The organism is Ruegeria sp. CDSA034, assembly GCF_059612275.1.
In genome coordinates, this window is record NZ_JBXWQH010000004.1 from 95426 (window position 1) to 110976 (window position 15551).

Genomic DNA, 15551 nt, shown 5'->3' on the forward strand with positions numbered 1-15551 from the left:
CCTGTGGCAGAACCGTTTCCAACCAGAACGGAGCGCGCGCATGAGCAATTTCGGAAAAGGGTGTCACCTGCATCTGATTGACGGATCGGCCTTTATTTTCAGGGCCTACCACGCGCTGCCGCCGCTTACACGAAAATCGGACGGACTGCCGATTGGCGCAGTTTCTGGCTTTTGCAACATGTTGCAGAAATATGTTGAAGGGAACGCTGGCCCGGACGCACCGACCCATGTGGCGGTGATCTTCGACAAAGGCTCGCACACGTTCCGCAACGATATGTATGACCTCTACAAGGCCAACCGTGAAGCGATGCCCGAGGACCTGCGCCCGCAGATGCCCCTGACACGCGAAGCAACGAAAGCCTTCAACATCGCTTGCAAAGAGTTGGAGGGGTACGAGGCCGACGACATCATCGCGACCCTTGCTGTGCAGGCGCGTGAGGCGGGCGGGCGTGTGACAATCGTAAGCTCGGACAAGGACCTGATGCAGCTGGTTGGCGGCGGTGTCGAAATGCTGGATGCGATGAAGAACAAGCGCATCGACCGCGATGGCGTGATTGAGAAATTCGGCGTTGGCCCTGAACGCGTGGTTGATGTGCAGGCACTGGCGGGCGACAGCGTCGATAACGTTCCCGGGGCTCCAGGCATTGGGGTCAAAACGGCCGCCCTGTTGATCAACGAATACGGTGATCTGGAAACGCTGCTGGACCGGGCCGAAGAAATTAAGCAGCCAAAGCGCCGCCAGACCCTGATCGAAAAGCGCGACCAGATCGAGCTGTCGAAGAAACTGGTGCAACTGGACGAGAACACACCGCTGGATTTCACGCTGGACGATCTTGAGGTGAAAGATCCCGAACCTGACACCTTGCTGGGTTTTCTGGCAGATATGGAGTTTCGCACGCTCACTAAACGGATCGCGGACAAGTTGGGTGCCGAAGCGCCAGCGATTGCCGATGCGCCGGCGCCGGCTGCTGAGGTGGTCGAAGCCGAGGCCATCCCGTTCGACGCGTCCAAATATGAATGCGTGCGAGATGCGGGTGCGCTGCAAAAATGGATCGACCAGGCGTATGAGCGCGGCTGGATCGCCGTGGATACGGAAACCACCGGCCTGAATGAAATGATAGCTGATCTTGTCGGCATCTCTCTGTCAGTTGAGCCGGGCGAGGCGTGTTACATCCCGCTGATCCACCGCGAAAGCGCCAGCGACGATCTGTTCGGTTCAGACGCGCTGGCTGAGGAGCAAATGCCCATAAATGAGGTTCTGAAGCTGCTGAAGCCGATGCTCGAGGATCCGTCGATCCTGAAGATCGGGCAGAACATGAAGTATGACGACAAGATTTTCGCCCGCTATGGCGTGAATGTGTCGCCCATCGATGACACGATGCTGATGTCCTATGCAATGCATGGGGGTGAGCATGGGCATGGTATGGATACCTTGTCCGAACGCTATCTGAATCACACGCCGATCCCGATCAAACCGCTGCTGGGTTCGGGTAAATCGGCGATCACATTCGACAAGGTGCCGATTGATGAAGCGACCGCCTATGCGGCCGAAGATGCCGATATTACTCTGCGCCTATGGAAGCTGTTCAAACCGCAACTGCATCAGGTGCAGGTGACAACCGTCTATGAAACGCTCGAACGCCCGCTGGTGCCGGTTCTGGCCGAGATGGAGATGCACGGTATCAAGGTTGACCGCGATGTGCTGAGCCGGATGTCCAATGCTTTTGCTCAGAAAATGGCCGGATTAGAGGCTGAAATTCACGAGTTGGCGGGCGAGAATTTCAACGTCGGTTCCCCCGCTCAACTGGGCGAGATCCTGTTTGACAAGATGGGTCTGGAAGGCGGCAAAAAGGGGAAGACCGGGAAATATTCGACCGGGGCTGACATTCTCGAAGACCTCGCGACCGAGCATGAATTGCCTCGGCGGGTGCTGGATTGGCGGCAATTGTCCAAGCTGAAATCGACCTACACCGACGCGCTGCAGACCCATATCAATCCAGATACGGGCCGGGTGCATACGTCTTATTCGATCACCGGAGCCAACACCGGGCGTCTGGCCTCGACCGATCCGAACCTGCAGAACATCCCCGTGCGCACCGAGGAGGGTCGGCGCATTCGCGAGGCGTTCATCGCTGAGCCGGGCAATGTGCTGGTCAGCCTCGACTACAGCCAGATCGAGCTGCGCATTCTGGCGCATATCGCTGATATTTCGGCTCTGAAACAGGCATTTTCCGATGGGCTGGACATTCACGCCATGACCGCGTCCGAGATGTTCGATGTGCCGCTGGATGAGATGACGCCGGATATCCGGCGTCAGGCCAAGGCGATCAACTTTGGTGTGATCTATGGCATTTCGGGCTTTGGCCTGGCGCGCAATCTGCGCATCCCGCGGGCCGAGGCACAGGGGTTCATCGACCGTTATTTCGAACGCTTCCCGGGTATTCGAAAGTATATGGACGACACTGTCGCCTTCGCTAAAGAGCATGGCTATGTGCAGACTTTGTTCGGACGTAAAATCCATACACCTGAGATTAACGCCAAAGGGCCTCATGCGGGCTTCTCGCGCCGGGCGGCGATCAATGCGCCGATTCAAGGAACGGCGGCGGATGTGATCCGGCGCGCGATGGTGCGGATGCCGGACGCGATCAATGGTCTGCCCGCCAAGATGCTGCTGCAGGTGCATGACGAATTGCTGTTCGAAGTCGCCGAGGATGCGGTGGACCCTTTGATCGATGTCGCACGCGACGTGATGGAAGGCGCATCTGATCCAGCTGTGAAGCTGGATGTGAAGCTGAGCGTGGATGCCGGACAGGGCGCCAATTGGGCCGAAGCACACTAGCTGCACAAAAGGGTGCGGCGCTGCTCATCAGGCCCGGCGGGCCCTCTTTGCAGCGGGTCAGTCCTGCGGTCTGACCCAGCCCTCGACCATACGTTTTACTGTTGGTCCAAGGGTCAGGATGACGGCGAAGGCGATGGGCCAGCAAAAAGCCCAGGAACCCATCCAGTCACCAAATGTGGACGGTCCGAAACCGACAGCTTTGACCGTGGCGATGCCAGTGACGATACAGGACATGAGGCCGGACATGATCAGTCCGAATACAGCGTGGGCCAAGCGGGCAGGGATCATTTCGGGCATCCTTAAGGTCGCGATGCCCCGGTTTTAGATATTTTCCCCCTGATTGCCAGACGGAATAGGGAATCTGGCGTCACATCCAGCCCAATGAGTGCACGGTTCTGGATGTTGACGGTGTGTATTCGGCGCTAACCCAACCGGAATATCCCGACGCCGTCATAGCGTTAAAAAGCTGAGCGAAATCCGTCGGACCGCGCCCCGGTTCAGAGCGGTCCGGGGCGGCTCCGACCTGGGCATGTACGACCCATGGATGAAACTGTTCCCAAACCTGCAGCGCATCTCCGTGGATCATATGGGCGTGAAAGCTGTCATATTGCAGGCCGACATTTGGGCGGTCGACACGGTCCAGGATATCAGCAGCCAGGTTGTAATCATTGAGGAAGTAATCGGGCTGAGACACGGGGTTGAGCGGTTCAATCGTAAATTGTTGGTGCGGTGCAAGGTCGGCCGCCCATTGCAGGTTGTGCACCATGCATTCAAACGCGTCCGGTCCCGAGGAATAGCCTGACATGATGTGGATCAGCCCCGGGCGGAGCACCTGAGCATAGCGCAAAACGCGGCGGATATCCGAATGGAACCGGCCTTCGCCACCGGGAACAGCGGCATAACCGGGATCACCGCCGGTGTAATTGGGTGGGGGCGCATTGATCAGCACCAGATCCAAACCGTTGGCCAGCAACGCGCGGTGTGTCTCTTTGGCGGCCAGGTCGTAGGGAAACAGAATCTCGACCGCCTTGAACCCGGCCTCTGCGGCGGCCTGAAACCGGTCCAAGTAGGGAAGCTCGGCAAAGAGCAGAGAGATATTGGCTGCGAATTTTGGCATCGGAGGCCTTTGGTTAGCTGGTGCGCTGACCTTATCCGCGAGGCGATTTTAACGAAAGAGACTGAAAACGACAGTTTGTCGAAATTCGACCAGATCGGCCTGACTGAATCAGCGAGGGTCGGGGCAACGCGGCGAATCATTTCAGAACGCCGTGCCAACAAAAGGTTCGAACATAATGGCGATGAGCCCAGACCCCGCGCGCGGGAACGCCCTTTCTGCGTCTGCCGGGCAAAATTCGGCCTTGTCCGGCAACGGCTTGGCAGTGGCATCCATGCTGACGTGGGCGGCTGGGTTTCCGGCGGCCGAGGTGCTGTTGCAGACATGGCCGCCAGTTGCGCTGTTGGTTGCGCGCATGGCCATGGCTGTTGCGTTTCTACTCCCGATCTGGGTCATGATAGATGGCCAGGAACGGGTTCTGCGCGCCCGTTGGGGACATGCGTTTGTTGTCGGCGGGTTTGGCATCGGTCTGGGGATGTTTCTGCTGATCGTGGCGCAAAAACTGACGGACCCGGTCACAACGGCCATCATTGCCTCATGCGCGCCATTGATTGCGACATTGCTGGAACTTGCGTCTGGTACTCGGCGACTCAAGTGGAATTTTGCTGTTGGGGTTCTGATCTCGGTAGTGGGTGGATTGATCGCCACCAGCGCGGTAGCCCCGGCACAGTTGGGTTTGGGCGCGGCCTGTGCCGTTGCAGCGACAGCCCTGTTTTGCTGGGGTAGCCAGGCAACCTCGCGAGATTTCCCCGAATTAAGCCAGACCGGGCGCGCAGCGGTCACATTTGTTGGCGGGTTCTTCATGGCAACCATCCTGATGGCCGGCGCACATCATCTGGGCATGGATATCGTGCCGTCCATTTCTATCGACACGCGTCAAATTGGGATGCTGGCGATCTATTCGCTGATTTCCATGGCGCTCAGCCAGATCCTGTTTGTCGCATCGATTGGCAAACTGGGCGTCGCGCTTACGTCCTTTCACATCAATGTCGCCCCCTTCTACGTGATGCTGATCATGCTGGTGCTGGGCGAAGAGTGGAACTGGACCCGAGCGCTGGGCGCAGGGGTCGTGGCAATGGCTGTTGTTCTGGCACAGGATCGTCGGGTCGCAAAACCGGCCTAGTCGGTCAGGCTGTCCGACCGGACAAGCGGGAAAAACTGCCCACCGGACCAGACGCCAAACCAGCCATCTTTGTGCGTTGCAATGTCCACAAGACGATAAAAGCTTTTGCGATCTATGCGCGCCTCAAGATTTGCGCGAACCAATACATAAGGTGACGGCTCGTCTGTTTCGGGATCGATGACAATCCGGATTGGGTGATCAGGGCCAGCAATCGCGGTATCACCAACACGGGTCGTAAATGTCAGTATTTGGGCCCGACCCTCGCCTGTCGCATCAAAATCCACGGCCACAAACGGCGCATCCTCGACAGTGATTCCCACCTTTTCCACCGGGGTCACAAGGTAGTATTTCCCGTCTTCTTTCTTAAGAATTGAGGAAAAAAGCTTCACAAGCTCGAACCGGTTGATCGGTGACCCTAAATAAGTCCAAGACCCATCTTTTGCGATATGGATGTCCAAATCGCCGCAAAACGGAGGATTCCACAGGTGAACAGGGGGTAAACCCCTGGTTTTGGCCGCTTTGACCGAGGCCGCCAGCCCGTCCGGAGAGGGGGTCACAGGTTTTTGTCCGCTCATTGCTTTTGCCATTTCCTTTTCGCGCGATACACTTGAACCATAATAGTCCACGGAAGGGAAAGTCATGACCGAACCTGCCGACCTCGTGTCCGAGATCGAAGCGCTGGAAATTAAGCTACAAGAGGCCAAGGCCTCGATCACCCGTCGCTTTATCGGACAGGAAAGGGTCGTGGACCTGACGCTGACCGCGCTGTTGTGCGGTGGGCACGCCCTGCTGATCGGCCTGCCTGGGCTTGGCAAGACGCGGCTGGTTGAAACGCTGTCGACCGTGATGGGTCTGCACGGTAACCGCATCCAGTTCACGCCCGACCTGATGCCTGCCGATATTCTGGGGTCCGAGGTTTTGGACACAGCCGAGGATGGCAGCCGCCACTTTCGTTTTATTTCCGGTCCGATCTTCTGTCAGCTATTGATGGCGGACGAAATCAACCGCGCCAGCCCCCGGACTCAGTCAGCGCTTTTGCAGGCGATGCAGGAACGCACTGTGACTGTGGCTGGCGAAGACCGCGATCTGGGTGAACCATTCCACGTATTGGCGACGCAAAACCCGATCGAACAAGAGGGTACTTATCCACTGCCCGAGGCGCAGCTGGACCGCTTTTTGGTGCGGATAGACGTGGATTATCCCGATCGCCAGACCGAGCGCGATATTCTTTTGGCCACGACTGGCGTAGAAGAGGACGAAGCGCACAAGATTTTCAGCAAGGAAGAGCTGTTGGCCGCTCAGACCCTGTTGCGCCGTATGCCGGTCGGGGACTCTGTTGTGGAACTGATCCTCGATCTTGTCCGCGCCTTCCGCCCCGAAGAGGCGGGTGTTTCCGAACGGGTGGCTGAAACCGTCGCCTGGGGCCCCGGCCCCCGTGCTGCACAAGCGCTGATGATGACAGTGCGCGCCCGGGCGATGCTGCAGGGGCGTTTGGCCCCAAATTCCGAGGATGTGCTGGACATGGCGCGTCCGGTGCTCAGCCACCGGATGGCGTTGAACTTTGCGGCGCGGGCGCGCGGTGACAGTTTGGCTGACCTGATCGACTCGACTGCCGCTGGTCTTGTCCGCACCGAGGCTGCGGCGTGAATGCGGCGCTAAACCTTCGAGAAAGATCTGAAGCCGAGGCGTCCCGGCTGCCGCCGTTGTTGGCACGGGCTGAGCAATTGGCCGGAACCGTTCTGCTGGGCGACCACGGCCGCCGTCGCGCGGGGCTTGGTGATGACTTCTGGCAATATCGCCCTGCTCAGATCGGCGACAGCCGCCGGATGATCGACCATCGGCGCTCTGCCAGGGGGGATCAGCAATTTGTGCGCGAACGTGAGTGGCAAATTGCGCAATCGGTAATGCTGTGGGTCGATCAGGGCGCGTCGATGCGGTTTGCGTCCGACAAGAACCTGCCCACCAAGGCCGACCGCGCTCGTCTGCTGGGGTTGGCAACCGCGATCCTGCTGGTGCGCGGGGGTGAGCGCGTCGGCTTGACCGGCACGACCCTGCCGCCACGGCGCGGCAACGCGCAGGTCATCCGACTGGCAGAAGCATGGTCCGAGGATGCTGAGTCCGACTATGCGCCACCCGAACACCGCGCCATGATCCCGCATGCCCGCGCCGTTTTCATTTCCGATTTCCTTGGTCCGCTGGATGAGGTTGAGCTGGCCCTCACCAAAGCCGCCGACCGTGGGGTGCGAGGCCTGGTGCTGCAGGTTCTCGATCCCGGAGAAGAGACCTTTCCCTACCGGGGTCGTACGATCTTTGAAAGCGTCGGCGGTTCCGTTCGCCATGAAACCCTAAAGGCCGGAGATCTGCGTGAGCGGTACCTGGAACGGCTTGCCAAGCGTAAGGACGCACTGACCCGGCTGTGCCGCGCGACGGGGTGGCAACTGGGGCTGCATCACACCGATGACAGTGCGCAAGCGGCTCTGTTGTGGCTCTATCGTGCGCTGGATGGGGGTACGGGATGACGATTCTGGCGGGCATTGGCTTTACCGCACCGTGGGTGTTGATGGGTCTTTTGACCCTGCCGATCCTGTGGCTGATCTTGCGTGCCGTGCCACCCGCACCGATCCGTCGGTTGTTCCCGGCCGTGACGCTACTGCTGGGGTTGAGGGATGACGAAAGCGTTTCTGACCGCACCCCATGGTGGCTGCTGTTGCTGCGCATGCTGGCGGCGGCGGCGATTATCATTGGATTGGCCGGACCGGTCCTGAACCCCTCGCGCGATCAGGCAGGCTCGGGTCCGTTGCTGCTGGTGCTGGATGCCAGCTGGGCCGGGGCGACCCGCTGGTCAACAACGCTGGATCAGATCAATGTGCAGCTGACCGAGGCCGGGCGCGCGGGTCGCACCGTGGCTATCCTGCGCCTGACCGAACCTGAAGCCCCCGTTTTCCAAGCCGCCGAAGCATGGCGCGGCCGTTTACCCGGGCTGACCCCGACACCGTGGCAACCGACCCGGGCGCAAGTCGATATGGCGCTGGCTGCCATGGATCAGGTGGACGGAGGGTTTGACACCCATTGGTTCAGCGACCGCCTGGCCTACGAGGGGCACGAGGCGATTTTGGCTGCCCTGCGCGCGCGCGGTGATGTGACAGTCTATCAGGCCCCGTCGCCTGCGGTTGCGATTCTGCCTGCTACATATCAGGACGGGGTTATTCAATTGTCCGCGCAACGGGCGGAACCCGGTCCTGCAGATCGCATCACGATTCTGGCTCAGGGGCGTGACCCCGCCGGTGCAATGCGTGTTCTGCAATCGGCCGAGATGGAGTTTGCCAGCGGTGAGACACAAGCGCAGGTAGAACTGTCGCTGCCTTCAGAACTGCGCGCGCGCATCACCCGGTTTGAGATTCAGGGTGAGCGTTCGGCTGGGGCCGTTACGCTGACCGATGACAGCTTGCGGCGGCGCGAAGTCGCCCTGATTGCCGGATCGCTGAACCGCGAAGGGTTAGAGCTTTTGTCGCCGTTGCATTACCTGACGCAAGTTCTGACCCCTACGGCGGACTTTGTCGATGGCGGATTGCTGGAAGTCCTGCCCGCCAATCCCGATGTGATCGTGCTGGCCGATGTGGCGAAACTGGCAGGGTCCGAACAAGCGGCGCTGGTCGAATGGGTGGAACAGGGCGGTTTGCTGCTGCGCTTTGCCGGTCCGCGGATGGCGGCCAGCGATCTTGGCCGGGATGCCGAAGACACCCTTTTGCCGGTGCGCCTGCGCAGCGGCGGACGCTCGGTCGGTGGCGCGATGAGCTGGGGCGAAGCCAAAGGGCTGGCACCTTTCCCGGAGAACTCGCCCTTCTACGGACTTCAGGTGCCGGAAGATGTCACAGTGACCACGCAAGTCATGGCGCAACCAGACCCTAACTTGGCTGATCGGGTTATTGCCTCACTTTCGGATGGCACGCCCTTGGTGACCCGCAAAGCGTTGGGTTTGGGGCAGGTGGTACTGTTCCATGTCACGGCGGATGCGGAATGGTCCAGCCTTCCCTTGTCTGGGCTTTTTGTTGAAATGCTGGACCGGCTGGCGGTGTCGTCAGCGGCGAAATCGCGGCAGGAGTCACAGTTGCAAGGCACCACGTGGGAACCGATTCAGGTTTTGGATGGCTTTGGTGTTCTGTCTGATGCCGGAAATCTACCGGGCGTCGATGGTGTTGAGCTTGTGACCGGTCAGATCGGTCCCGATCTGCGACCCGGCCTTTACGAAAGCGGCAAGCAGAAATTGGCACGTAATGTTCTGACCGATGAAACGGTTCTCAGCCCAGCGGTCTGGCCGTCGGATGTTCCGATCAAGGGCCAGGAGGTTAGCACCGAAACACCGATTGGGGGCATCCTGCTGAGCCTTGCATTGTTGTTACTGACGATCGACGTGATCGCCTCGCTGGCGTTGTCCGGTCGCCTGGGTTTGGCCAGAGCAGCGGCTATCGCACTGGGGGCAATTTTGCTGGTGCCCGAAGTACAGGCCCAAACGCCCGAAAGTACAGATTTCGCGTTGAGCGCCACACAGGAATTGGTTCTGGCGCATGTTCTGACGGGTGATCAGCAGGTTGACGATATTGCGGCTGCAGGAATGCGCGGATTGGCTCAGACGTTGTTTTTCCGAACTTCGGTAGAACCTGCTGAACCCATTGGCGTGGATCTGGAACGGGACGAGTTGGCGTTTTTCCCGCTGCTTTATTGGCCGATCTCACCCGACCAGCCGCAACCGTCGGCTGAGGCTTATGCCAAGCTCAACGCTTACCTGCGCTCGGGCGGGATGATCCTGTTCGACACGCGAGACGCGGATGTAGCCCGCTTCGGGGCCGCCAGCCCGAATGGGCGCAAGCTGCAACAGATCGCGGCCCCGCTGAATATCCCTTCGTTAGAGCCTGTTCCGCGTGACCATGTCCTGACCCGTGCCTTCTACCTTTTGCAGGATTTCCCGGGTCGCTATGCGGGTACCGAAGTTTGGGTCGAGGCGGCACCCATGGATGCCGAACAGATCGAAGGCATGCCGTTTCGCAACCTCAATGACAACGTGACACCGGTGGTGATTGGCGGCAATGACTGGGGTGCGGCCTGGGCCATTGATCGCAACGGTCAGGCACTACTGCCGGTTGGCCGCGGGTATGCGGGTGAGCGGCAGCGTGAGCTTGCAAACCGCTTTGGTGTCAATCTGGTGATGCATGTGCTGACCGGGAACTACAAATCAGATCAGGTGCACGTGCCTGCCTTGCTGGACAGGTTGGGACAATGACAGGAACCGTCATCTTCGATCCGCTGATCCCCTGGCCTGTTCTGGCCATCGTGGTTGCGATTGCCGTCGCTGGGGTTGTTCTGGCGCTGTGGCGTGGTCTGTCTGGCTGGGCTTTGCGCGGTTTGGCGGCGCTGGTTGTGATCGCTGCGCTGTCAGGTCCGGTCTATCAGATCGAAGATCGCACGCCGCTGACCGATATCGTTCTGATGATCGAGGATGAAAGCGCCAGTCAGACCCTTTCGGACCGGGCGGATCAGACTGCACAGGCCACAAAGGAATTGGCGGCCGAGATTGAATCCCGTGACAATACGGAACTACGCCGCATTCGCGTAGGTGACGGAAACGGGGACGAAGGCACCCAAATTATGGCGGCCCTGAACGAAGCGTTGGCCGAAGAACCACGCGCGCGGATCGCGGGCATTTTGGTGGTGTCGGACGGCATCGTGCATGATGCCGATCGGGCCCCCGAACTGCCTGCGCCCATGCACCTTTTGCAGACAGGGCGTGCAACGGATTGGGATCGCCGTCTGATCGTCCGCAATGCGCCTGCCTTTGCCATTATTGATGAACCCGTTACCTTGACCCTAAGGGTTGAGGATAGCGGTGCAGCACCCACTGGGGCCACGACCGCGCCACTAGAAATTTCGGTCGACGGGGCCGAAGCCGAACAATTCACGATTCCCATTGGTGTTGATGTCGAACTGCCGGTCACGCTGCCCCATGGCGGGCGCAACGTGATTCAGTTCACCGTGCCAGAGGCCGAGGGCGAGCTGACCGATCGCAACAATACGGCGCTGATCCAGATGAACGGGGTCCGTGACCGGCTGCGCGTGTTGCTGGTGTCTGGAGAGCCACATCCGGGTGGGCGAACATGGCGCAACTTGCTGAAATCCGACAGTTCTGTGGATCTTGTGCATTTCACCATTCTGCGCCCCCCTGAAAAGCAGGACGGGGTGCCGGTGGACGAGCTTTCGCTGATCGCCTTCCCGACGCGCGAGCTGTTTCTGGAAAAGATCAACGATTTCGACCTGATCATTTTTGACCGCTACAAGCGGCGCGGCATCCTACCGGCGATCTATCTGGACAACGTCACCAACTATATCAACGAAGGCGGTGCCGTTCTTGTTGCTGCCGGACCAGATTTTGCCAGCGCTGACAGTATCTTCCGCTCACCCCTGGCACCGATCTTGCCTGCGCAACCTACCGCGCGGGTGATCGAGGAACGCTATGTGCCGATGGTCACCGACCTGGGGCATCGCCATCCGGTTACGACTGACCTTGGCGACTCGGATAACTGGGGTGCTTGGCTGCGCCAGATCGACGTCAATCACCGCACGGGTGAGGTGTTGATGACGGGCGTGGATGACCGGCCCCTGTTGGTGCTCAACCGTGTTGGCGAAGGGCGCGTGGCGCTGCTGGCCTCGGACCATGCCTGGTTGTGGAGCCGGGGATTCGAAGGCGGCGGACCGCAGCTGGAATTACTGCGCAGGTTGGCGCATTGGATGATGAAAGAGCCGGAGCTTGAGGAAGAGGCTCTGTGGGCTGAGGCCAATGGTCAGGTGATGCGCATCATCCGTCAAACGCTGGGGGATGAGGTCGGGCCGGTAACCATAACTCGTCCGAACGGCGAAACGGTCGAGATTACCCTCGATGAGGTCTCTCCAGGGCGGTTCGAAGCACAGTATTTCGGGCCGGAAATTGGCCTCTACCGCCTGCAGGAAGGGGAACAATCCACCGTCATCGGGCTGGGCCCTGCTGCCCCCAAGGAATTCGAACGCACGATCGCAACGGCCGAGGTACTGGAACCTGTGACGGCAGAATTGCGCGGCGGTACGGTACGTTTGGAGGAGGGTTTGCCGTCGATCCGCAACGTACGTGCCGGGCGTCCCGCATCAGGGCGCGGATGGATCGGTCTGACCCCGCGCAACGCCTATGAAACACGTGACGTGACGCAGGCCGGGCTATTGCCACCTTGGCTTGTATTGCTGCTGGCGGGCGGGTTCCTTTTGGCGGGCTGGCTGCGCGAGGGGCGGTGACAGGTCAGTCAAACACCACGCTGACCGTGGGATTGCCGGGCAAGCCGTCGTAGGACACTGATGCCCCGCCTTTACCCTTTACAGGCGGGAACAACGGCCCGAATGATCCGACGGAAATCAAGTCCCCCGGTTGAAATTCAATCCCTTTGGACATCAGCCAAAGGGCGGCATTGGCCGGATGCCCCAGTACCGCTGTGCCCGGTACCTGCGCCAGAATCTCGTCATCTGCGGCACGGAGGGTGACAGTCATATCAGCCAAGGCCTGCACCATAGCTGCCGGATCGGACACAGGGATTTCTACACCCAAAACGCCCAGTTTCGGAGCAACGCTAATTGCTGTCAGTGTGACCGGGGTGATCGGTTCACCCTCGGCAAAGGTCAGGTCAGGTAGTTCGATAAACGGGCGGATGGCTGAGACGCCTTGCAGCACCTCCTCTGGCGATGTGGCCTGATTGATATCCGCGTCGCCCACAACCAGCACCAGATCGGCCTCAAACACCGGTCGCGCACCCCAGTCTGATGGAACGGTCGCGCCGTCATCCAGCATCATGTCGCGGAACAAAACGCCCTGCACCGGTTCCGACGCGCTGGTCAAACCGGCCTTGTAGCCGATGACCGGCCCTAAATGTGGCTCTAATGCGGACACTATGCGCGCTTGCGTGCACAGCGCGTCATTCATTGTGCCATCAGATGAAAGGGCAGGTGTGCGTGCAGCTGAGAGGTAATCCGCGACGAACCGATCGATCTGGCCATCCGTTGCGCAGCCCGCCGCCACAGGATGAGCAAATACGCCACAGGCCAACAACGCGCCGAAGAAACACCGCATATCACACCTCCGTTTTGGCAAGAGTGGCACGAGGTTCGATCATTGGGCAACGGCTTAAACAGTTCTTCACTCTCTGCCCGGATGCTGGACGCAGATTGTCCCGGAAACACCAAAGATGAGTCTTGCAGGAAAACTGTCACAGGAACGGCGCGCACGTCTGGCGGCCGAGCGGTTGTTAGAAATGAAACAGGCAGAGCTGTCGGCTGCGAACCGCAAACTGGGCCTGCATGCGATGGCATTGACCAAGCGGATCGGTGAAACCCAGGCCGAGGTTGAAACGGTCCGGGGTGAGAATGAAAAGGTTAAGTCCGATCTGACGGTCGCCAACGCCAAGATCGAGGTGGCCGAGCGACGCCTGTGGCATTCAATCCAAACCATTCAGGATGGATTCGCGTTCTTTGACGAGGAAAGTCGCCTGATCGGGGCAAACGCGGCTTACTTAAGCGTCTTTGACGGGCTGGAAGAGGTTGCGCCGGGTGTAACCTATCCGAGGATTCTGGAGATTCTGACGACTGAGGGGCTGATTGATCTTGGGTCCGAGCCGACGCCCGGCTGGCGCGATAGAATGCTGCAGAGATGGGCCATGCCACACCCCCAGCCCGAGGTTATCCGGCTGTGGAACGGCCATTACATCAAGCTGATCGACCAGCGCGGTCATGGTGGCGATGTGGTGAGTCTGGCCCTGAACATCTCGGCATCCGTGCGCCATGAGGCCGAATTGACCGCTGCTCGTGAACGGGCCGAGGCAGCAAACCGTGCCAAATCGGCCTTTCTGGCCAATATGAGCCATGAAATCCGAACCCCGATGAACGGCATCGTGGGCATGACTGAATTGCTGACCGAAACACCTTTGGATGAAGAACAACGGCTGTATTTGAACACCATCCGCAACTCGGGCGAGGCGCTTTTGGTGATTATCAACGACGTCCTGGACTATTCCAAGATCGAGGCGGACAAGCTGACCCTGCACCCGGAACAGTTCGACTTTGAACGCTGCATTCTTGAAGTCGCGATGCTGCTGCAACCCAGCGTGCGCGATAAAGGTCTGACGCTATTGGTGGATTACGATCTGTTCCTGCCCACATTGTTTGTTGGCGATCCGGGGCGGGTCCGGCAGGTTTTGACCAATCTCGTCGGCAATGCGGTCAAGTTTACGTCCGAGGGCCATGTCCTGATCCGTGTCACCGGTGTGCCTAACCCAGATACCCAATCCTGCGACGTGCATGTTGCAATCGAAGATACCGGTATCGGCATCGACGAAGACAAAATCGGGCATATTTTTGGCGAATTCAATCAGGTCGAAGACGAGCGAAACCGGGCCTTTGAAGGAACCGGTCTGGGCCTTGCTATTACCAAGCGGCTGATCACATTGATGGGCGGTTCAATCTGGGTGGATAGCGAGCCGGGGCAGGGGTCCTGCTTTGGCTTTCGGGTCTCACTGCCGACCGCTGAAGGCCCGCAACCCGCCCCGCCCGATCTTGACGGGCGCCTGCGCCATGTGATGATCGTCGAGGATCTGGCAGCCAACTGCGCGATCCTGTCCAAACAGCTGGGTCGGCTGGGGGTGCAGGTCACCGTTTGCACGTCGGGGCGAGAGGCGCTGACGGCGCTGGACGACAGTGTGGACCTTCTGCTGTGCGATCATGACCTGCCCGACATGGACGGGCTTGAGCTGGCTGTCCTGCTGAAAGACAGGGGGTGGGGCGCTCTGCCGGTTGTCGTGATGGCGGCCAATCCCGGTGTCATTCACGCCCACCCCGCGCGCCACCTGATCGAAGGCGTTCTACAAAAGCCGATCCCCAGGGCCGAGCTATACGCGCGCCTGAAAGCGCTTGGCCGCCCACAGGGCGTTGAGGCGCTTTCGGAGACCGCACCAATCAGCCAGGAACTTAACCAGCCTGCTTGTGAAGGAACGCAGCGCATCATGCGTGTTCTGGCGGCCGAGGATAACCGGACCAACCAACTGATCCTTAAGAAGATGGTCAAGGATTTGCACATTGACCTGCGCTTTGCCGGCAACGGGATCGAAGCGGTGCAGGAGTATCAGGAGTTTGACCCCGACCTTATCTTTATGGATATCTCGATGCCTAAAATGGACGGCAAACAGGCCACGGCCGAAATCCGGCGCCGCGAGATTGAGACCGGCCGACGTGTTCCTATTGTCGCCCTTACAGCTCATGCGATGGCTGGTGACGATCAGGGAATCTTATCAGCCGGGCTGGATCACTACCTGACCAAACCGCTGCAAAAGCAGACGATTCACCAGATGGTTCTGACCCATAGGCCGGATGATTGCTGCCCGGTTGTTGCAGAGGAAATCTGGGCTGACTAGATT

11 protein-coding genes are annotated in these 15551 nt (G+C 59.4%); 7 read left to right on the top strand and 4 right to left on the bottom strand.

Annotation, left to right across the window (positions count from 1 at the left end; all coding sequences use genetic code 11):
- Positions 1–40: 40 nt before the first annotated feature.
- On the top strand, positions 41–2839 hold the full coding sequence (gene polA, locus AC2FLJ_RS09705; protein WP_496705516.1) for a DNA polymerase I: 2799 nt from the start codon (positions 41–43) through the stop codon (positions 2837–2839).
- A 57-nt stretch (positions 2840–2896) separates the two neighbouring features.
- Here the strand turns inward: polA and AC2FLJ_RS09710 are convergent, their stop codons facing one another.
- Both AC2FLJ_RS09710 and AC2FLJ_RS09715 read right to left on the bottom strand, forming a co-directional pair.
- Positions 2897–3127 carry a DUF2798 domain-containing protein gene (locus AC2FLJ_RS09710; RefSeq protein ID WP_082637211.1) on the bottom strand — a complete coding sequence of 77 codons (231 nt, stop codon included), beginning with the start codon at positions 3125–3127 and terminating at the stop codon, positions 2897–2899.
- 79 nt (positions 3128–3206) lie between these two features.
- Complete coding sequence (locus tag AC2FLJ_RS09715) at positions 3207–3956, bottom strand: hydroxypyruvate isomerase family protein (protein ID WP_496705518.1); 750 nt, start codon at positions 3954–3956, stop codon at positions 3207–3209.
- A 181-nt stretch (positions 3957–4137) separates the two neighbouring features.
- Between AC2FLJ_RS09715 and AC2FLJ_RS09720 the strand changes: the two genes are divergently transcribed.
- The gene (locus AC2FLJ_RS09720; protein ID WP_496705520.1) at positions 4138–5076 is read left to right on the top strand and encodes a DMT family transporter; all 939 of its coding nucleotides are present in this window, start codon (positions 4138–4140) and stop codon (positions 5074–5076) included.
- Here the strand turns inward: AC2FLJ_RS09720 and AC2FLJ_RS09725 are convergent.
- Complete coding sequence (locus tag AC2FLJ_RS09725) at positions 5073–5651, bottom strand: DUF1285 domain-containing protein (RefSeq protein WP_496705522.1); 579 nt, start codon at positions 5649–5651, stop codon at positions 5073–5075. The two genes, AC2FLJ_RS09720 and AC2FLJ_RS09725, sit on opposite strands and share 4 nt — an antisense overlap.
- Positions 5652–5715: 64 nt before the next feature.
- Between AC2FLJ_RS09725 and AC2FLJ_RS09730 the strand changes: the two genes are divergently transcribed.
- From AC2FLJ_RS09730 to AC2FLJ_RS09745, 4 genes are read left to right on the top strand one after another with little or no spacing between them, the layout of a single operon-like run.
- Positions 5716–6723, top strand: a complete 1008-nt coding sequence (locus tag AC2FLJ_RS09730; RefSeq protein ID WP_496705524.1) for an AAA family ATPase — start codon at positions 5716–5718, stop codon at positions 6721–6723.
- Positions 6720–7595 (top strand): DUF58 domain-containing protein, encoded by an 876-nt coding sequence (locus AC2FLJ_RS09735; RefSeq protein ID WP_496705526.1) that lies wholly within the window; start codon positions 6720–6722, stop codon positions 7593–7595. Before AC2FLJ_RS09730 ends, AC2FLJ_RS09735 begins: the two co-directional genes overlap by 4 nt.
- On the top strand, positions 7592–10354 hold the full coding sequence (locus AC2FLJ_RS09740; RefSeq protein ID WP_496705528.1) for a DUF4159 domain-containing protein: 2763 nt from the start codon (positions 7592–7594) through the stop codon (positions 10352–10354). The genes AC2FLJ_RS09735 and AC2FLJ_RS09740 overlap by 4 nt, the downstream gene beginning before the upstream one ends.
- Positions 10351–12390, top strand: coding sequence for a hypothetical protein (locus tag AC2FLJ_RS09745; protein ID WP_496705530.1), 2040 nt, complete (start codon positions 10351–10353; stop codon positions 12388–12390). The genes AC2FLJ_RS09740 and AC2FLJ_RS09745 overlap by 4 nt, the downstream gene beginning before the upstream one ends.
- A 4-nt stretch (positions 12391–12394) precedes the next feature.
- On the opposite strand, the gene AC2FLJ_RS09750 is transcribed toward AC2FLJ_RS09745, so the two are convergent.
- The gene (locus AC2FLJ_RS09750) at positions 12395–13216 is read right to left on the bottom strand and encodes a 2-keto-4-pentenoate hydratase (protein ID WP_496705532.1); all 822 of its coding nucleotides are present in this window, start codon (positions 13214–13216) and stop codon (positions 12395–12397) included.
- A gap of 115 nt (positions 13217–13331) precedes the next feature.
- Between AC2FLJ_RS09750 and AC2FLJ_RS09755 the strand changes: the two genes are divergently transcribed.
- The gene (locus tag AC2FLJ_RS09755; protein WP_496705534.1) at positions 13332–15548 is read left to right on the top strand and encodes a response regulator; all 2217 of its coding nucleotides are present in this window, start codon (positions 13332–13334) and stop codon (positions 15546–15548) included.
- The last annotated feature ends 3 nt before the right edge of the window (positions 15549–15551 follow it).